This window comes from Flavobacterium sp. CS20, from assembly GCF_018080005.1.
Taxonomy (GTDB): domain Bacteria; phylum Bacteroidota; class Bacteroidia; order Flavobacteriales; family Flavobacteriaceae; genus Psychroflexus.
This window is the reverse complement of record NZ_CP073015.1, coordinates 730,886-749,513: the sequence shown is the minus strand read 5'-3', so window position 1 is coordinate 749,513 and position 18,628 is coordinate 730,886. Positions and strand designations below refer to the sequence as shown.

21 protein-coding genes and 1 pseudogene are annotated in these 18,628 nt (G+C 33.9%); 8 read left to right on the top strand and 14 right to left on the bottom strand.

The genetic code is table 11. From position 1 onward, the window contains the following. Positions 1–34: 34 nt before the first annotated feature. Together IGB25_RS15420 and IGB25_RS15415 are read left to right on the top strand one after the other, a co-directional pair. Complete coding sequence (locus IGB25_RS15420) at positions 35–421, top strand: hypothetical protein (RefSeq protein ID WP_371815939.1); 387 nt, start codon at positions 35–37, stop codon at positions 419–421. A 96-nt stretch (positions 422–517) separates the two neighbouring features. Continuing rightward, positions 518–799: a hypothetical protein gene (locus IGB25_RS15415; protein WP_371815938.1), complete on the top strand. Its 282-nt coding sequence runs from the start codon at positions 518–520 to the stop codon at positions 797–799. On the opposite strand, the gene IGB25_RS03685 is transcribed toward IGB25_RS15415, so the two are convergent. The 5 genes from IGB25_RS03685 to idi all read right to left on the bottom strand — a co-directional run bounded on the left by IGB25_RS03685 (position 780) and on the right by idi (position 4,005). Beyond that, positions 780–1,562, bottom strand: a complete 783-nt coding sequence (locus tag IGB25_RS03685) for a glycosyltransferase family 2 protein (protein ID WP_211066215.1) — start codon at positions 1,560–1,562, stop codon at positions 780–782. The genes IGB25_RS15415 and IGB25_RS03685 overlap by 20 nt on opposite strands. Positions 1,563–1,637: 75 nt before the next feature. After that, positions 1,638–2,627 (bottom strand): type I phosphomannose isomerase catalytic subunit, encoded by a 990-nt coding sequence (locus IGB25_RS03680; RefSeq protein ID WP_211066214.1) that lies wholly within the window; start codon positions 2,625–2,627, stop codon positions 1,638–1,640. After that, a complete protein-coding gene (locus tag IGB25_RS03675; protein ID WP_211066213.1) occupies positions 2,605–3,057 on the bottom strand; it encodes a peroxiredoxin in 453 nt (150 codons plus the stop codon). Before IGB25_RS03675 ends, IGB25_RS03680 begins: the two co-directional genes overlap by 23 nt. A 4-nt stretch (positions 3,058–3,061) precedes the next feature. Next, positions 3,062–3,469, bottom strand: coding sequence for a 6-carboxytetrahydropterin synthase (locus IGB25_RS03670; protein ID WP_211066212.1), 408 nt, complete (start codon positions 3,467–3,469; stop codon positions 3,062–3,064). Next, positions 3,466–4,005 (bottom strand): isopentenyl-diphosphate Delta-isomerase, encoded by a 540-nt coding sequence (idi, locus tag IGB25_RS03665; protein ID WP_211066211.1) that lies wholly within the window; start codon positions 4,003–4,005, stop codon positions 3,466–3,468. The genes IGB25_RS03670 and idi overlap by 4 nt, the downstream gene beginning before the upstream one ends. 394 nt (positions 4,006–4,399) lie before the next feature. Between idi and IGB25_RS03660 the strand changes: the two genes are divergently transcribed. The 6 genes from IGB25_RS03660 to IGB25_RS03635 all read left to right on the top strand — a co-directional run bounded on the left by IGB25_RS03660 (position 4,400) and on the right by IGB25_RS03635 (position 10,802). Then, complete coding sequence (locus IGB25_RS03660) at positions 4,400–4,597, top strand: helix-turn-helix domain-containing protein (RefSeq protein ID WP_211066210.1); 198 nt, start codon at positions 4,400–4,402, stop codon at positions 4,595–4,597. A 4-nt stretch (positions 4,598–4,601) separates the two neighbouring features. Further along, positions 4,602–6,647 carry a site-specific DNA-methyltransferase gene (locus IGB25_RS03655; RefSeq protein WP_211066209.1) on the top strand — a complete coding sequence of 682 codons (2,046 nt, stop codon included), beginning with the start codon at positions 4,602–4,604 and terminating at the stop codon, positions 6,645–6,647. Between the two features lie 133 nt (positions 6,648–6,780). Beyond that, positions 6,781–7,671, top strand: coding sequence for a KilA-N domain-containing protein (locus tag IGB25_RS03650; protein ID WP_211066208.1), 891 nt, complete (start codon positions 6,781–6,783; stop codon positions 7,669–7,671). A gap of 27 nt (positions 7,672–7,698) precedes the next feature. Next, the gene (locus IGB25_RS03645) at positions 7,699–8,127 is read left to right on the top strand and encodes a GxxExxY protein (protein WP_211066207.1); all 429 of its coding nucleotides are present in this window, start codon (positions 7,699–7,701) and stop codon (positions 8,125–8,127) included. A 9-nt stretch (positions 8,128–8,136) separates the two neighbouring features. Further along, positions 8,137–10,413, top strand: a complete 2,277-nt coding sequence (locus IGB25_RS03640; protein ID WP_211066206.1) for a DEAD/DEAH box helicase family protein — start codon at positions 8,137–8,139, stop codon at positions 10,411–10,413. Then, entirely contained in the window at positions 10,386–10,802 is a 417-nt protein-coding gene (locus tag IGB25_RS03635; protein WP_211066205.1) for a hypothetical protein, read from the top strand. Before IGB25_RS03640 ends, IGB25_RS03635 begins: the two co-directional genes overlap by 28 nt. 317 nt (positions 10,803–11,119) lie before the next feature. Here IGB25_RS03635 and IGB25_RS03630 read toward each other — a convergent pair whose 3' ends face one another. The 9 genes and pseudogenes from IGB25_RS03630 to IGB25_RS03595 form a co-directional block, all read right to left on the bottom strand. Next, positions 11,120–11,761: a hypothetical protein gene (locus tag IGB25_RS03630; protein ID WP_211066204.1), complete on the bottom strand. Its 642-nt coding sequence runs from the start codon at positions 11,759–11,761 to the stop codon at positions 11,120–11,122. A 127-nt stretch (positions 11,762–11,888) separates the two neighbouring features. Continuing rightward, positions 11,889–12,449: a hypothetical protein gene (locus tag IGB25_RS03625; protein WP_211066203.1), complete on the bottom strand. Its 561-nt coding sequence runs from the start codon at positions 12,447–12,449 to the stop codon at positions 11,889–11,891. A 43-nt stretch (positions 12,450–12,492) separates the two neighbouring features. Then, the gene (locus tag IGB25_RS03620) at positions 12,493–13,188 is read right to left on the bottom strand and encodes a DUF4369 domain-containing protein (RefSeq protein ID WP_211066202.1); all 696 of its coding nucleotides are present in this window, start codon (positions 13,186–13,188) and stop codon (positions 12,493–12,495) included. 8 nt (positions 13,189–13,196) lie between these two features. Beyond that, the gene (locus IGB25_RS03615; RefSeq protein ID WP_211066201.1) at positions 13,197–14,510 is read right to left on the bottom strand and encodes a DUF819 domain-containing protein; all 1,314 of its coding nucleotides are present in this window, start codon (positions 14,508–14,510) and stop codon (positions 13,197–13,199) included. A 39-nt stretch (positions 14,511–14,549) separates the two neighbouring features. Beyond that, entirely contained in the window at positions 14,550–15,368 is an 819-nt protein-coding gene (locus tag IGB25_RS03610) for a Cof-type HAD-IIB family hydrolase (RefSeq protein ID WP_211066200.1), read from the bottom strand. Then, positions 15,365–16,312 (bottom strand): alpha/beta fold hydrolase, encoded by a 948-nt coding sequence (locus IGB25_RS03605; protein WP_211066199.1) that lies wholly within the window; start codon positions 16,310–16,312, stop codon positions 15,365–15,367. The genes IGB25_RS03610 and IGB25_RS03605 overlap by 4 nt, the downstream gene beginning before the upstream one ends. 89 nt (positions 16,313–16,401) lie before the next feature. Beyond that, positions 16,402–17,386, bottom strand: a pseudogene (locus tag IGB25_RS15410) (YhcG family protein). Between the two features lie 441 nt (positions 17,387–17,827). After that, entirely contained in the window at positions 17,828–18,088 is a 261-nt protein-coding gene (locus IGB25_RS15405) for a hypothetical protein (RefSeq protein ID WP_371815937.1), read from the bottom strand. Next, a complete protein-coding gene (locus IGB25_RS03595; protein ID WP_371815936.1) occupies positions 18,085–18,627 on the bottom strand; it encodes a YgcG family protein in 543 nt (180 codons plus the stop codon). Before IGB25_RS03595 ends, IGB25_RS15405 begins: the two co-directional genes overlap by 4 nt. Position 18,628 lies beyond the last annotated feature (1 nt).

Genomic DNA, 18,628 nt, shown 5'->3' with positions numbered 1-18,628 from the left:
TATTCTTAATTTTGCAATAAGACTTATTTTATAAATGATTATAAAAATTCATCCAGATTTTAACCCCTATCAAGATAAGATATTAAACTGCATAGTAAATTTCGATAAGCAAGGTCAATTGATTTATGGCGGCAGTAGAAATAGTATTAAGACTTTTGAAATTGATGGTTTAACCATAAATATCAAAGCTTTTCAAAAGCCTAATTTTATTAAAAAAATCATTTATACATATTTTAGAGAATCAAAGGCTAAGCGTTCTTACAACTTTGCTCAACATCTCATCGCAAAAAATATAGGCACGCCAAAACCTATAGCTTATGTTGAAGATAAAGATTTAATTGGTTTAACGAGCAGTTACTATGTATCAGAACACTTAAAATGCGACTTGATGTTCAGAGAGTTAGTCACTGATTCTGAGTAGCCTGAACACGAAGTTATTTTAAGACAATTCACACAGTTTTGTTTTAAATTACACGAAAACGGCATTGAATTTAAAGATCATTCTCCTGGCAATACTTTGATTAAAAAAGTAAGTGATAGCCATTATGAGTTTTATCTCGTTGACCTTAATCGGATGGCATTTCACGATAGTTTGACACTTCAGCAACGAATGTTCAATTTAAGACGCCTAACTCCAAAACTCGATATGGTGAGTATTATAGCGGATGAATATGCCAAATTAAGCGGTGAAAATTCAGAGAAATTATTTAAAATGTTATGGGAAGCCACATCAGCATTTCAAAAGAAATTTCATCGTAAAAAAAGATTTAAGAAAAAGTTTAAATTAAAGTCTTCTTAGAGCGATAAAGTGTTTTTAAGTAAGGATAACGATAATACACACTTAAGGCGTTTAGATAACAAATAATAAAGCCTCGCTTACCGTCTAATATCCCAAGACGTATCAAATAAGTATAAAGAAATTTATAAGCTGGTTTGATGTAAAAATGAAAAAAATTCGGTTTTACATCTTTCATATAAAGCTCTTTTGCTTTGAGATTGGCATAGCTGATCATTTTCTGTTTATAGCTGTGATAATCGATATATGAGTAATGAATCAACTTGTGCTTCATTGTTCGCGTTCGACCTTTAACCCTTAGAATTTCGTGAACCAAACGCTCTTTAGAATATCGTGCTAAGGCATCCTTTTTAAACAAACGAATGTTTTTATCGGTCTGCCATCCACTAAAATGTAAAGGCTTGTCTTTGAACATAAATTTTCTATAAAAATAATAAGCTTCTGCTGTATCATCTTGCTTTACCGTTTCAAGTATTTCTTCTCTTAATTCTGGTGTTAGGCGTTCATCTGCATCTAAAAATAAGATCCAATTATGAGTAGCATAATCTAAAGCCAAATTGCGTTGGTCGGTAAAGTTTTCAAATTTATTTTGATAGACTTTTACCTGATTGTAAGACGTCGCAATTTCAACAGTTTTGTCGGTAGAAAAAGAATCTAAAACGATAATTTCATCTACAAAATCTATATTTTCAATGACTTTACCAATATTTTTCTCTTCATTGAGTGTAATGATAAGGCCAGTAATTTTTGGTCTGGTTTGGGTCATAGTTCTGGTGTAAACCGTGTCAAAAATACAAAGGCTCGTGAATTATTCGGCTTTTAATGAATAATTATTTTAGAATTATATATGAACCCTCAAAACTTCTGTTTGTTTTGCTTCAATACTAATATTTGAAATGCTTGCTGGAATCAGATAAGTTTCCTTCGCGTTAAACGTAAAGGTATTTTCGTTATAATATAATTTAGCATCCTTGCCAACATTCATAAGGATTGTAAAACTATCATATTTAGTCAAATCTAAATTTAATCTATTTTCTACTTTGAGATAATCCGTTTTAAAATGTTCATTATGAATAACTTCATTCGCTGAATTTGTTGTTTTATCATATTTCACTTTGGACTCTCTATAAGTAAAATCAATGGCTTCTGAGGCTTGTTGTTGATGAAGCTCTCGAGAACGCCCTTGATCATCTACTCTATCCCAATCGTAAATTCTATAAGTAATATCTGAAGTTTGTTGAATTTCGGCGAGTAAAACCCCTGAACCAATGGCGTGAATTAAGCCTGGAGCGATAAAAAACACATCACCAGATTTGACCTTAATGTGGTTCAAAACGTCTTTTATCGTCATATTTTCAACGGCTTTAAAATATTCTTCTCGATTCATCTTTCGATTAAAATCGGCTATAATAAAACCATCTTTTTCAGCTTCTATGATATACCACATTTCCGTTTTCCCCAGACAATTATGCTTGGCTTTAGCAATCTTATCATCAGGGTGAAGTCGCACGGAGAGATTGTCTTTAGCATCGATAAACTTTATCAACAAAGGAAATTCGTTTCCAAAACGTTTATAAGCCGAATTTCCAACTAATTGTTCTTTATAATCAGCTAAAATAGCCTTCAGTTTTTGACCTTTTAAATCTCCGTTATCAACAACTGATATGCTGTCTTCAACGCCACTAATCTCCCAAGACTCTCCAATTTTAGTGTTTTTTGCAATGGATGAATCTTTATAATTTAAATGATGTCCACCCCATATTTTTTCTTTTAAAATGGGTTTAAACTTTAAAGGATAAAGTTTTGGTTTAAGATTTGATTTCTTTGACAACTTTTAAGGCTTTTCTGATATGTGGTTTGGCATCCATACTATTAAAACGGTGAATTAGAATGCCTTTGTCATCAAAAATAAAGGTTTCTCGACCTGGTAACAAGCCCAGCAAGCTTTTTTTTACACCAAATTGCTTTCTGAGTTTACCATCTTGGTCAGAAAGCAATGTAAAAGGCAAATCGTGTTTTTTAGCAAAGCGTTGGTGTGAACTTTCGCTGTCATCACTTATGCCGATAACCTCAGCACCGAGGTCTTTAAAATCTTGATAGCTGTCTCTAAAACTACAAGCTTCTTTGGTGCAACCTGGCGTAAAATTTTTGGGATAAAAATAAATGACTAAAGGTTTTTTACCGAGATATTGAGAAATATCAAATTCATCTCCGTTTTGATCTTTGGCAGTAAATGCTTTCAATTTATCGTTTACTTTCATTGTATTAGCCTTTATAGGTTACAAAATTTCTTGACGTTTCGTATAAAGTCACGCTCAGTTCGAGATGCTTATCTAAACGTTTTCTCAACTTTTGCCATATCACTACCACGATATTTTCTGCCGTAGGATTTAATGTTTTAAAAACCTCAACTTGCTCGTTGAGATTTTTGTGGTCAAATTCGTCTTCAACTTCAGATTTGATTAAATCTTTAAGCTCTTTTATGTCAATAACATAACCCGTCTCAGGGTTAACTTCACCTGTCACAGAAACCACTAATTCATAGTTGTGACCGTGAAAATGTGGGTTACTGCATTTCCCAAAAACGGCATCATTTTTCTCATCTGTCCAATCTTTTCGATACAAACGATGGGCGCTGTTAAAATGTGCTTTTCTGTGAACCGTAACTTTCATATCATTTTGTTTTGTGCAATGGCGGTGAGATATTTATCAAATATAATTTTGAACCAAGCTGTGTATTGCTCAGGATGATTGGCGATATCTGATTTGATTTGGTTTAAAGTTCGCCATTTAAAATTTGCAACTTCATCAGGATTAGGTTTAGGGTCTTGGTTGTAATATCCAATTAGAATATGGTCAAATTCGTGCTCGGTCAAGCCATTTGCAAAAGGAGCTTTGTAGGTAAAAGACATCACTTCTTCTAAAGGCACAGAAAACCCCATTTCTTCTTCTAAGCGGCGTTTTCCTGCTTCTATATTGCTTTCTCCTTCATTTTGATGACTACAGCAGGTATTACTCCACAATCCTGGTGTGTGATATTTGGTCAACGCTCGTTGTTGCAACAGCAATTCGTCTTTATCATTAAAAACAAACACTGAAAACGCACGATGTAAAAGTCCTTTTTCATGGGCTTCTATTTTTTCCATTTTGCCGATGGGATTATCGTTCTCATCAACCAAAATCACGTATTTATCGTCGGTATTTTTCATATAAAGATTAATAACTGTAAATAAAATAAAACTCTTTTAACTTGCCTATGAAAAATAAAGATTTAGTATTACTTTAATAAAGTTAAACCTATTTGACTTAATAATGTGCTACAGGTATAATGCCGACGTACCAGCCTGCTGTGGTCATTGAGTAGAACCGAAATGCTGGCAGGTATTTTAAGGATCCTGTATATACTGGAGTTACCTGCAAGCTGAAAAGCCACCGCACGGTCAAGCACATTTGGTTTTTGCCGTCACGCAAAGCCAACGCTGAAAAAACCAAAAGAGCTTGCCCTTACCCACCGCACCCAAACAGAATGGTTATTTAAATACTCATTTAGTGAGATAATAAATAATTTTTCCTATTTTAGCGGACTATAAAACAAGTTCAAAAATGAACCGAATAAAAGAGGTTTTAGAAAAAAAGGGAATTAAACAAAAATGGTTGGCTGAACAAATGGGAAAGAGTTACAATATGGTAAACTCTTACGCCCAAAACAGACGACAACCAAGTTTGGAGGACTTATACAAGATTGCGGAAATCTTGAATGTAGAGGCCAAAGAATTACTAACTGACAAAAAAGAATTATAAATATATGGACGGAACAAGTCTAACACCAGAACAGGAAAAACTAAACGCTTTAAAACAAGTGTTGCCTGAAGTATTTGCCGAAGGCAAAGTGGATTGGGAAAAGCTAAAAGCTACGCTTGGAGAAGATATCAACTTCTCAAACGAACGCTACGTGCTGAATTGGGCAGGAAAAAGTGAAGCCTTTAAAGTGTTGCAAGCACCAACCACCAAAACACTTGTGCCAGCGAAAGACGAAAGCGTAAATTTTGACGATACCGAACATATTTTTATTGAGGGAGAAAATTTGGAAGTATTAAAAGTTCTTCAAAAAAGCTATTTCGGTAAGGTTAAAATGATTTACATAGACCCACCTTACAACACAGGAAACGACTCGTTTATTTATCCTGACAAATTCTCTGAAACTAAAGCAGACTACGAAAAACGTGTTGGCGACAAAGACGAAGAAGGCTATATGACCAAAGACGGTATGTTCAAAAAGAACAGTAAAGAAAACGGACAATACCACAGCAATTGGCTCAATATGATGATGCCACGCCTCTATCTTGCTAAAAACCTACTCAAACAAGATGGTGTCATTTTCGTGTCTATTGACGATAATGAGGTGCATAACCTGATACTTTTAATGAATGAAATTTTTGGCGAAGAAAATTTTATTAATACTGTGTCAGTTAATATGAAAAATGTAGCAGGTGCTTCAGGTGGCGGTGAAGATATTAAGCTTAAAAAAAATGTTGAGTATTTACTTATTTACTGTAAAAATTACAATGAGCTAAAACCATTTAATGAAGCGTATGATTTAATACCAGTTCATGAGTTAGTTGAGGAATATAGAGAAATTGGTAAGAGTTGGAAATACACAAGTGTATTATTAGATGAGGGTGATAAAATCCCCATAGGAAAAACTAAAGATGGTGAAGGAAATGATATTGCCATTTTTAAACGTGAGAATTATTCTATAAAATCTATTTCTGCAATCTGTAAAGAAGAAAACCTTTCGGAACAGGAGGCTTACTCTAAATATGGGGCAAAGATTTTCCAAACGGCTATGCCTCAAAGTTCTATTCGACCTAGAGTAATGAAAAAAGTAAAAGAACTCAAAATTGAGGGAGACTTATTCTCAATCGAATATGTTCCCAAAAGTGGAAGAAATAAAGGTGTACTGTATGAGCAGTTTTATAAGGGTGATAGCTTTAGGTTATTTGCTTGGCTCCGAGATGTAAGTGATGAAATAGACGGTGTTCTCTATAAAAAAGAAATTAAAGGAACTTATTGGGACTATGCAAGTGAAACCAAAAATCTCACAAAGGAAGGCAGTGTACCTTATCCTAATGGTAAAAAACCTTTAGCAATGCTAAAGAGAATCATTAACATGGCAACTTCAAAAAATGATAATGACTTAGTCCTTGATTTTTTCGCAGGTTCTTGTACACTTGGTCATGCAGTTTACGACCTGAATAATGAAGATAATGGAAACAGAAAGTTTATCTGTATCCAAATGGATGAATTAATTGGAGAGAAAGAAATAGCCGAGAATTACTCTAGCGAAAAACTATCACACATTAAAACTGTTACAGATGTTGGCAGAACAAGATTGAAATATGCGATTAATAAATATACTAATCCATATAAAAATCGACTTGGATTCAAATCTCTCAGTTTGGTCAACAGCAACTTCAAGCAATGGCAACAAATTACAGGCAAAGACAAACAAGCTTTGGAGGAGCAAATGAAACTGTTTGTTGACCCTGTTGCCAAAAATGCCACTACCGAAAATATGGTATATGAACTTTTGCTAAAAAGTGGTAAAGACTTAAACAGCACCATTTCGCACGTTTCGACAAGCTCAACGCCCGAAGGTTTTTATGCCATCAATGAAACCGAACTTATCTTGATTTTGGAAAAAGCCAATCAAGAAATTATTGATGCAGTAATTGCCAACAAGCCACAAAAAGTAATTGCTTTAGACAAGCTTTTTAAAGGCAACGACCAATTGAAAACCAATGCGTCTTTGCAGATGAAAGATGCAGGTATAGAATTTAAAACCATTTGATTTATGATTTTAAGATTGAGGAATTGTGATTTGAAAAATGGTTTTAAATGGGGCGAAATCGCCTTAATTAAAAAGGTGTCGAATTCGACATGTTTAAACGCTTCGAAATCGATGCTTATAAAATGCAACTTAAATGAGTAAAAAGAATACAACCATACAGGTACAAAATCTGCCAATCACTATTTCACAAATAGAAAGTGAAGACTATATCTCGCTTACAGATATGGCAAAAGGTAAGGAAGGTGACGGACGAGTCGCCGATATTATCAAAAATTGGATACGCAACCGCTCTACCCTTGAGTTTTTAGGCGTGTGGGAGCAAATGAACAACCCTAATTTTAAAGTGGTCGAATTCGACCACTTTAAAACACAGGCAGGATTACCCAGCTTTGTTTTAAGCCCAGGGAATTGGATAGAGACCACCAATGCTATTGGATTATTAGTAAAAAAAGGAAAGTATGGAGGAACTTATGCCCACAAAGACATAGCCTTTGAATTTGCTTCTGCCATAAGCCCAGTTTTCAAACTGTATTTAATTAAAGAGTACCAACGCCTTAAAGAAATTGAAAACAACCAATACAATTTAGAATGGAATGTAAAGCGTGTATTGAGCAAGGTTAATTACAGCATTCAAACAGATGCTGTGAAAGACTACATTTTACCACAGTCTAATTATACTAAAGAAACAGAATGGCTCGCCTATGCAGAAGAAGCCGATATTTTGAATGTAGCATTATTCAAGTGTACAGCTAAACAATGGCGAGAAGCCAATCCGCAATTGACCTTAGAAGGAAAAAATTTACGAGATATTGCCAGTATAAACGAGTTGGCTATTCTATCGAATTTAGAATCTGCCAATGCAGATATGATACGTGAAGGAGTGAGTAAAAAAGAACGCTTTAACAAGCTCTACAAAATAGCACAGTACCAAAAAGAAATATTAGACAAACAGGATTTTTTGAAGTCCATTAAGAAGACGACGGATGATGTATATTTAGATTCAAATAAACCGTCAGAATTATGATTTTTAAGATTAAAGGATGATTAGATTATGAGATATGAAGAATTAACACATAAAATCATAGGCTGTGCAATGAAAGTACACTCAGCTTTAGGTAATGGATTCCAAGAAGTGATTTATCAAAGAGCGTTAGCAATTGAAATGGAAAAACAAGGACTAGGTTATCAACGTGAAATGGAAATGAGCATATTTTATGAAGGGATCGATATAGGTACTAGACGTGTAGATTTTTTTGTTGAAGACCTAATTATGGTTGAGCTAAAAGCTTTAATCAAATTAGAAGATGTTCACTTGGCTCAGGCAATGAATTATTGCCAAGCCTATAATTTGCCAATTGGGTTACTTATAAATTTTGGTTCAAAAAGTATGGAGTTTAAGCGAGTTTATAATGTAAATCACCCTGAGAATAAGGAATATGTCGAGAACAATCCTAGAATCCAAAAATCCAACAAATCCTAATTCAGACAGATGAAGTTAACGTTTGATTCTAACCTACAATATCAGCAAGACGCTATAAAGTCTATAACAGACTTATTTGAAGGACAACCTTTGGAAGATTCTATTATGGAATTTGACCTAAAGGAAGAAGGCACTTTAGATTTAATCAATGGCGTTGGCAACAACTTAATTCTATCAGAAGAGCAAATCTTAAAAAACTTGCAATCCGTTCAAAAGCAAAACGAGATTGAACAAAGCAAGGATTTAGATGGTATGCACTTTTCCGTAGAAATGGAAACAGGAACAGGAAAAACCTATGTCTATTTGCGTAGTATTTACGAGCTAAACAAAGCCTACGGCTTTAAAAAGTTTGTCATAGTTGTTCCGTCTGTTGCTATTCGTGAAGGCGTTTTAAAAAACTTGGAAATTACACACGAGCATTTTCAAAACTTGTACGACAATAATCCGTTGAATTTTCAAGTGTATGACAGTTCAAAAGTTTCAACTTTAAGAGGTTTTGCAACGAACAACAACATTGAAGTTTTGGTAATAAATATAGATTCATTTGCCAAAGACCAAAACATAATCAATCAACCGCATTACAGAGCCAATGGAAGAAAACCCATTGAGTTTATTCAGTCGGTAAATCCAATTCTTATTGTGGACGAGCCACAAAATATGGAAACCGAAAAACGTATTTCGGCTATTGAAAATTTAAAAGGACTTTGTACACTTCGTTATTCTGCAACACACAGAAATCAATACAATCTTACGTATAGTTTGAATCCAGTAAAAGCCTACGATTTAGGCTTGGTAAAACAGATTGAAGTAGATTCTATTGTTGAAGAAAATGCGTTTAATGATGCTTTTGTTCAAGTAGATTCTATTAAGGCAACAAAGACAAAAGTTACCGCAAAAGTTTCAATCAACGTAAATGACAAAGGAGGCGTAAAAAAGAAATCCCTTTCCGTTAAAGTTGGAGATGATTTATACAAACTTTCCAACGAACGAGAAATTTATGCAGATGGCTATATCATTGAAGAAATAGACGCAACGAACAATTGTATTTCAATTTCAAATGGCAATATCTTATACAAAGGTGACAGTCAAGGCGGATTGAATGATGAAGTAATGAAATTTCAAATTCGTAAAACAGTTGAAGAACATTTGAAAAAGGAAAAACGCCTCAACAAATTAGGAATTAAAGTGCTTTCGCTGTTCTTCATTGACAAAGTTGCCAATTACCGTCATTATGATTCAGCAGGAAATCCAAACAAAGGGAAATTTGCAGAATGGTTTGAAGAAATCTACCAGGAATACATTTCAAAACCTGCTTTTAAGGAATTGGACAGGTTTCCTGTCAATGCAGTTCACAATGGCTATTTCTCACAAGACAAAAAAGGAAAATTCAAAGATACTTCAGGCGTTACAAAAGCAGATGACGACACTTACAGCTTAATAATGAAAGACAAAGAAAAGTTGTTAGATATTGATAATTCGCTTCGCTTTATATTCTCACATTCAGCACTTCGGGAAGGTTGGGACAATCCGAATGTATTTCAGATTTGTACGTTGAACGAAACGAAATCGGACATTAAAAAACGTCAAGAAATTGGAAGAGGTTTACGATTAGCAGTTAAGAAAACAGAGGATGGCAAATTGGAAAGAACCTATGACCAAAACATAAACCGATTGACAGTAATTGCCAACGAATCCTATGATGATTTCGCCAAAACCTTGCAAAAAGAAATTGAAGATGATTGTGGAGTTGAATTTAAAGGCAGAATTAAGAACAAGAGAGAACGTACCGCAATTAAATATAGAAAAGGATTTGAAGCTGACCCAAAATTCTTGGAGATTTGGGAAAACCTCAAAAAGAAAACGACTTACCGAGTTGACTATAAAACAGATGAGTTAATCACTTTTGCTTCAAAAGCGGTTAAAGATTTACCAAAGATTAAAGCCCCTTCTATTCGTTCTACCAAAGTCAATATCAATATGACAGACGAAGGTGTTGACACAATGTATGCAGGAGACAAAGTAGAATCTTACGACAGTTATTCTTGGAAAATCCCCGACGTTTTGGGCTATATCCAAAGTAAAACAGAATTAACTCGTTCAACCATTCAAGAGATATTAAGTAAGTCCGACAGAATTGGAGATATTTTAATCAATCCACAATTGTTTTTGGACTTAACAACCCAAGCCATAAAACGGACTTTATACGACTTAATGATTGACGGAATCAAGTACCAAAAAATTGGCGGAGCAGATATGAAATGGCACTTTTTGAAGCTCAGGAATTAGAAGTGTATCTAAATGACTTTTCATTTAAAGTGACAGACAGTTCTAAAACCATTTATGAAGAGTTTGTTCCTTTAGATTCGGGAGTTGAAAGCAAGTTTGCAAAGGACTGTGAATCAAGCGACCAAATTAAGTTCTATTTTAAACTTCCGAATTGGTTTAAAATCCCTACACCTATTGGCAATTACAATCCAGATTGGGCTTTGGTATTTGAAGACGACAAGAAAATCTACTTTGTAGCTGAAACTAAAGATACAGGAACACCAGAGGTAGATTTAGCAAAACTAAGCGGTGATGAACAATTGAAAATCAAATGCGGAAAAGCACACTTTAACGAATTTGATGAATTAGAATATAAAGTGGTAAATAAAGTCGGACAATTGATTGAATAAGCCAACGCTAAAAGTCATACACATTTGCAATTACTCACGTATCTTTATTTTGTTAATAGAGTTCGTGAACTTCGTTTCGCACCAGCCGACACACAAGCCAAAAATTGCAAAAGAGTATGTCTTTGCCAACGCTGACAGACGAACGAAAAAATAAAGCCAGCAGGTAACAATGTATATAAAAAATAGGCTCAATAGTTCTGTAATCAAGGCTTTTAGTTCGTATCAATCCTTGTGCTTAAACAAAAGTTTAGTGCTTCGAAACCGCCTACTTTTCATATACTAAACGATATTTAAAATAACATTCAGTATTAAAAGACCTAATAGCCAAATCTTATTCCAAACAAAATGTTTAAAAAATGGGCTTCGTCGAAAAAATCTTGACGGATAGGTGCAGTATCAATTCGCATAAAATCTATACGGTATTCTGGTTTTATAAATACTTTTAATTGATTTGTTATTCGATAACTTGTTGCAACAGAAATAATCATAGTTGTTGCATCATCTTCAAAGTCTATTTTTTCATTAAAAGTTGTTGTTGTTTTTTTATTATTGTAAACCGTAGCTCCAATTCCTAATGAAGATTCTATATTAAATTGTTCATCCAAAATAAATCGGTATCCACCAACAGCTAAATAAGAGTTGACATTATCGTGTTCAAAAACACCAACCAGAGTTTCATCGGCAACATCAGCTCTTAAGTGCTGAAATTTTAAGCCAAAAAATAGATGATCATTAAAATAACCTTTAAAACTAAAACTTAATCCATAGTTAAAGTCCATACCATCTGTCATGAAGTTCTCACCAACAGCTATTGGTAAAATACCAGAAAACTCGACATTGAGATGAGTTTTAGTTTGTTTAGTTTTATTCTCTAAAGTATCTGAAGTTTGAGCTTGAAGCGTAAAACAGTAGATAAAAAATAAAAAAATAAAAGTTTTAGTAAGTAAACTCAAAGACATTGCTAGGGTTGTTTAATGTAATTTCTATAACTTGATTGGGGGCGTTGTTAATGCTGAAAGTAAAGAAAACTGTAGAATTACGAAGGCTTTGAATTGTTCGTTGTTCGTTAGGGTTTTCTGAATTATTTTAGCCTGAAATACTAAAAAAAGTATTGCAAAATTCAATGTTTTCTAATTCATTTAATTCAGAAATTGTAATAAAACATTGCGCTGTTTTCCGTTCGATAGTCCATTCTAAAAAAACTGGTTCTGTAGAAGTTTTTTGAATGTTGAGCTCTAATATAGCTTTCCTTGGAATTTTAAAATCATTAAGTTCGACTTGGTTGACATTATCAAAAACGTCATTTGTAAAAGATAAAACTACATTTGCAAATTTATCAGATTCTTCAGCTATAACACCGGATTCTTCAGGAATAATTTGTAAGCCTGCGCTTGAAGACAAAGGTACTAGAGATGCGAATTCAAAAAAACCACTTGTATTGGTTTGTCCTAAACCTATTCTGTTTTCGGCTTCTTCAAAACCAACATTAGCACTTAGTGTTGAAATCAAACGTGCATTTTGAATGGGTTGATTATTTTCGTCTATTAAATTTCCTGTAAAAATCAACCGTCGGTTATTAGCAATATCTTCACAAGACCAACAAACCAATATACTTATTAAACAGAAGAGTTTGAAGTACGTTTTCATAACAATAAGGTTAATCAAATTTTAAATATATAAACAAGATGTTTTATTTTGATTGACGTTGCGTTACCAAATTGTTAAGTTGTTGCCCGTAATAAGATTTTTGAATGGATTTGTCAAAAGATTGATAAACAGAATCTAAATATTTAGGAGTGATAAACTCTGCTTGATTTAGAATAACATAAGGCGAAACTTCTAAATCAGGATGATTCATAGCAAAATTGATGGCATAGAGATAGCGTCTTTGGGTCATAGAATTATAAACCTTATTAATACTATCTAAACGGTCTTGATTATTGGCTTTTCTGGCTTCTAACTCGGCTTTAATCAAATCTAACTTTTGGTCAGCAAATCGTTTGATATTTTGACTGTATTCTTGAAATTTTTGTTGGTTTTTGTAATCGGCATTTAAGTTTGCATAGCTAAATTCATCTAATTTTGCCTTGACTTCTAATTTTCCTTTGTCAGCAAAGAAAGCTATAAAATTATCAGTTTGATCTATCGTGTCTTTTTCTAATTGCAAATACATCACTTCAGGTTGGTTGAGTTCAACATCAAAGTTGAACTGATTGGTATTGTAAAGCTCTAAAGAGTCTAAATTTACAATAGTAGAATCTTTTACTTTTTGCAGATAAATTTTTCCTTTTTTTAAACCATCAATCTGCCCTGTTATGGTTAAATCAGGTTTTTTTGTTTCACAACTCAAAACTGCGATAACAATAAGTAAGAATAAAAATTTCATTTTCATATTTAAAATTTTGAAGCCATTTCCATTAAAATAGTACAAGCAATCGCCGCATAAGTTCCCACGGCGTAGCCAAACACGGCTAAAAGCACACCAACACTGGTCAAAGACGGATGAAATGCCGATGCCACTACTCGTGCCGAAGCCGCGCCACCAACATTGGCTTGACTCCCAACCGCTAAGAAAAAATAAGGAGCTTTGATCAACTTTGCTACTAATATTAAAAGTATGGCGTGAATACTCATCCAAATCAAACCTATTCCTATTAATCCAGGATTTTCTGTGACAGTAGTTAAATCCATTTTCATTCCTATCGTAGCCACTAAGATGTAAATAAACCCTGAGCCTATTTTGCTTGCGCCAACGCCTTCAAAGCGTTTAAGTTTAGTAAATGATAAAGCAATACCAAAAGCTGTGGCTATGGTAATCATCCAAAAAAACTCGCCTGCAAACGAACTCAAGGCTGAAGATTTGTTACTAAAGATTTCAAAATTAGAAATTAAAAAAGTAGATATTTCTTTTGAAAACCAATGTCCAAGTGCCACACCAGTAAAACCTATAGCCAGAATTACCATCAAATCAGATAAAGTCGATTTACGAGAAATGCTTTTTTCATAAGCTGAGACTTTTTCTTTTAAATCATCTATGGCAGAATTGTCGGCTCTTAACCATCTATCAATGCTCTTGTGCTGACCAATTCCCAATAAAATTAATGCCATCCAAAGGTTGGCCACAACAATATCCACCAAAACCATAGCTCCATATTTCCTGGGGTTATATGCAAAAATTTCGAGCATCGTCGCTTGATTAGCACCGCCGCCAATCCAACTGCCAGCTAAAGTAGATAAACCCCGCCAAACAGCATCAGATCCACTTCCGCCAAGCGTTTCAGGCGAAATATAAGACATCAAAAGGATAGCAATAGGACCGCCAATGACAATGCCCAGCGTTCCTACAAAAAACATCAATAAAGCCTTCCAACCGAGATTGATTATGGCTTTTAAATTTATACTTAAGGTTAGCAACACTAAAGATGCTGGCAATAAGTATCTTGAAGCAACAAAATAGAGTTGAGATTTTTCTTTGGTCACTTCACCTGCCTTGTCCACAACATCCCATTCTGAAGAAATTAAACCCAGTGAATTCAATATGGCTGGAATCAAGTAACACAGCAACAAAGCAGGCACATATTTATAAAATCGAGACCAAGATTTATGTTTTAAATCAGAGGTGTAAAAAATTAAGCCCAAAACCAATAACAGAAGTCCTAAAACAACGGCATCATTAGTAAAAAAAGGTTCAGGTCTCAGATTCTCCATATAAAATTTTGGTATAAAAATAGAGATTACTAAAAGAACCTAAAGCTTTATGTCAAATATTTTTTGGAGGTGATTAGCAACGCCGTGATCAATATTGCTTTGTGTGATATCATCTGCAACGGCTTTTACTTCTAACCTTGCATTGTCAACAGCAACGCCAAGGCCAACTTTATCTATCATTTCAATATCGTTGTAATTATCGCCATACGCAACAACTTGTTCAAGTTTGATGTCTTTGTATATTTTTTGTAACAAAACTTGAAGTCCTGACAATTTAGAAATTTGCATAGGTGCCATTTCAATATAGGTTGGTTTTGAGCGGTATAAATGCAATTTATCCTGAAGATGGTGAGATAGACGTTGGTAAAATTCTTCAACTTTGCGTTCATCGCCCATACACATAATTTTGTGAGGTTCTTTATTGTGAATTTTCCAATCTTCAAAAACAGCATTGTTGGATTTGAATTCTGGATGGACTTTTGTATTGGCGACTTCTCTTCTGCACCACTCATCTTCTTGCGGTGCAAACCACTCGTCATTGTGATATAAACTAATATGCAAGTTCAAATCTTGATTGGCGTTTAAAACTTCTCTAAAAGTATTAAAATCAATACCTGTATGTGATAAAATTTTGTCTTGATGCAAAACCAAGCCACCGTTATAAGCTACAATCGGAAAATTTGAAATACCTAAATCATCTTGCAAATGTCGCATCGCTTTTGGCATCTGTGCTGAAATCAAAACAATTTTAGCCTTTTGCTTTAGTGCATTAATAGTTTTTATGGTTTGATTTGAAACCCCTTTATTTTTATCTAAAAGCGTGCCGTCTATGTCAATTGCAATAAGTTGATACATCATTTGAAGTTTTGAATGAATTGTTCAATTTCAGATTTTAATTCGTTATGCAATGGCAAATTAGGATTATTATAAGATTTTTGGTTTTCAAGACCTATACTTTCAACTTTTTTCAGCACGTGATTCATATTTTCTATAATGGCATACGTGGCATTGGGAAAGTTTTCAGCTAATATTTTAGCATCTTCACTGTGCACTTGAATATCGGTTGTGCCACCAATGACTAAGGTTGGTTCCGTTATTTTTTGTGCAATTTCTGTTGGGTTATACTTCATCCAAGATTGAAAAAAAGCTTGGGTTTCTTCTCTTAAAACTGTTTTTAGAAGCGGATTATATTCTTTGACATAGCCTACTTTTCTAATAGAATCAAATGACTCTTTTAAATCTTTGTATAAAAATGGGGCTTGCTTACTGATTTGGCTTATCATAACTTCATCTATGGGTTTTGCAGGATCACAAAGTAAAATTAAGCCTTCAACTGCTGTTTTAAGGCTTGTCAGTTGTGCTACCAAAACACCTTGACTATGTCCGATTAATAAAAATTTATCAAAGCCATATTTTACACCGTCATAAAGTTTAAAATAATTAACCACATCAGTGGCATCTTGCACAAAATCATCAAAACGTATTTGTGATTCATCTATCATTTGATTTTTAGCAAGTTTAAAAATCCGTTTATCGTATCTAAAACTTGCAATACTTTCTTCTTCAAGAAAATAAGCCAGCTGTTTTAAACTGTTGTTTTTCATAGCAATTTGATTGCCGTCGCGATTTGTCAGTCCCGAACCTGCAATGATAATGGCTAAGGTTTTAGAATTTTTCCCTTCTGGTTGAAGTAAAGTTCCATCAATCAATTGATTGATTTCTAAATTTTCAGAAATCGGGTTTTGAGCTAAGCTTGGCAATGACCAAATTAATAGAACAACAATAAAGATTAGTTTTTTCATAATGTTTGTTTTAAACCACAAGGAACGCTAAGTTTTCGCGAAGTTCGCTATGTTTTCTTTTGTCTTAATTTTTTATGTTATTGTATATTCTACCTATCATCAGTATTATTATCAAAAATTTCGTGCAGTTTTTGTTGTAATATTTTTTTGTCAGGAAGTTGGGTTCTATAGTCTGAAACCATTGTCGGAGAAAGACTCCTACTCAGGGCATATTCAACAACTTCATAATCTTTATCTTTACAAAGTAAAATTCCAATACTTGGATTTTCGTTAGGTTTTTTTATATCTCTATCTAAGGCTTCTAAATAAAAGTTTAGTTGCCCTAAATGTTCGGGCTTAAATTTATCATTTTTAAGTTCAAAGGCTACCAAACACTGGAGTCCACGGTGGTAAAAAAGAAGTTCTATATAGAAGTCGTTATTACCCACTTGCAACTTATATTCTTGATCGATAAACAAAAAGTCTTTTCCAAGTTCAAGAATAAATGTTTTCATTTTTTTTAATAAGCTCACTTTGTAAGTCGTTTTCACTATATTGGTTAGGCAAATTCAAAAACTCAAACACATAACTATCTCTAAAAGTGTTTTTTAGGTCTTGCTTGCTTTCTCTCAACACTGTTGAGAGTTTTGAGTTTCCTATCATTGTTCTTTCAAATAGACCAGATGATATTTGTCGATCCAGTTCTCTATAACTATAGCCTTCTTGTTTTGATAATTTTAGATAAAATTCTTTTTCTTCTATTGTTTTGCATCTTGAAAAAATGGTCAAATTGTGAGACCAACTAATTTCTCTCAACAGCTTTGAGAGTTTTGGAAACCCTTTGTAGGTTTCATAAAATTGCTTCATTCTCCAAATATTTTTATCAGAAAAACCTTTTATCTCTGGCTCATTTTGCTGAATATATTTTGCTAATTTGGAAACTACAGACTCACCCCATTCGGATTTTTCAATTTTATTACTGATATATTCTCCTATATTCCAATAAAGCGTTATCAATTCAGCGTTTACCAATCTAATAGCATTCGCTTTAGATTTTTTTATCAATCGAATTATATCAGCAAATTCTTGCTCCATTATTTAATTTTATTTATTGCAAATTTATTGTTTAAAATCGAATGTTGAGTTTTAGAAGCAAATTTCTGTAATAATTGTTAGGGTAATTTTAATGAAATGAAAATTTTTTGTAGAAATATTTTATTGTTAAAAAATAGCAAGAAATTATAAGCTTGATTACTTGAAGTAACCTGCCTATAAATATTTATACAGAATGTTATTTTAAATGTCTCCCGTATATACGGTTCCTTAAAATACCTGCCAGCATTTCGGTTCTACTCAATAGCCACAGCAGGATGTTACGTCGGCATTATACCTTTAGCAGATTATTAGCGACATTATTAAGTCAAATTGGTATTACAATTATAAAAAAATAGTTTTTTCATAATGTTTGTTTTAAACCGCAAGGAACGCTAAGTTTTCGCGAAGTTCGCTAAGGTTAATAAGAACTTTTATTTATTATCACCAACCACCAACAGCTCCACCGCCACCAAAACCGCCACCACCAAAACCGCCGCTAAATCCACCGCCACCGCCAAAACTTCCGCCTGATGAGCCACTGCCAAAACCACCGCTACGATGACTTCCGCCAAGGCTACTTAAAATTAAAATGTCAAACAAATCTGGTCCGCCACGACGCATACCGCCTTTTCCATCGCCACCACCATGACGTCTTTTCAATACCAAAATAATGAAAATGACGATAAATAAAATTGGAATCACATAAGATAAAAGACTTTTTTGATTTTTCTGGTTGAGAGCTTCAGCATCAAATTGTCCAGCAAGCAATTGAAACATTGCGGTTGTGGCTTCATCCAATCCTTGATAAAAATTACCTTTTTTAAACGCAGGTTGATAATCTGGTCGATGATGGTTTTACTGTTGTAATCCGTTAGATACTCTTCTAAACCATAGCCGTTTTGAATGGTGATTTTTCTTTCGTCTTGGCTAACCATAATGATGGCACCATTGTCTTTGTTGTTTTGACCAATGCCCCATTGTTGTGCCCATTCAGTAGCAAAGGTGGCGATGTATTCGCCTTCAAGAGAGTTTAAAGTAACGATAACGATTTGGGTTGAAGTCGTGTCTGCGTAAGTTTCTAACTTTTGCCTTAAAGCGACTTCTTCATTGTCAGATAGCATATTGGCATAATCATAAACCGCTTTTTGTTTGTCAGGTTGAGGTGGAATTTTCTTTTGTGCAAAGCTTGATAAGCTAAAAAACAGCACTAAACTTGACGCAATAATTTTTATAAATGTCATA